This is a genomic window from Pseudoflavonifractor phocaeensis, from assembly GCF_016901955.1.
Classification (GTDB): Bacteria; Bacillota; Clostridia; order Oscillospirales; family Oscillospiraceae; genus Flavonifractor; species Flavonifractor phocaeensis_A.
This window is the reverse complement of the sequence record NZ_JACJLC010000232.1, coordinates 1-465: the sequence shown is the minus strand read 5'-3', so window position 1 is coordinate 465 and position 465 is coordinate 1. Positions and strand designations below refer to the sequence as shown.

Sequence of the window (465 nt, the reverse complement as noted above, 5' to 3'; positions counted from 1 at the left end):
GGAAGGTGTTGGAGAAGGCCTTGCAGCCCTCGGCATCCATCATCTTCTTCATGGCGATCTCTTCCCGGGCCTGGTAGCGCACAGTCTCCAGGTCGTCGGTGGCAAAGTCGTAGCTGGCCTTATACACGTCCATCAGGGCGTCGATCTCTTCCTCGGTGACCGCGTCCATGGTCTCCACCAGCTTGCCCACCGGCCAGGTGTTTACCTGCCAGCCCAGCTTGGCCTGGACCTCCACCTTGTCGCCCTCGGTGACGGCCACTTCCCGCATGTTGTCGCCAAAGCGCATCACCTTCATCTCCTTGGACACGGCCACGCCGATGGCGGCACGCATCCAGGAGCCCAGACGCTTCTGCACATCCTCGTCCTGCCAGTACCCCGCGATGACCTTCCGGGGCATCCGCAGCCGGGCGGCGATGAACCCGTGCTCCCGGTCGCCGTGGGCGGCCTGGTTCAGGTTCATGAAGT

At 63.7% G+C, this 465-nt stretch carries 1 protein-coding gene; it reads right to left on the bottom strand.

Annotation, left to right across the window (positions count from 1 at the left end; genetic code table 11):
• On the bottom strand, positions 1–465 hold a 465-nt coding region (locus tag H6B51_RS17340; protein WP_470382172.1), incomplete at both ends, for an L-arabinose isomerase family protein.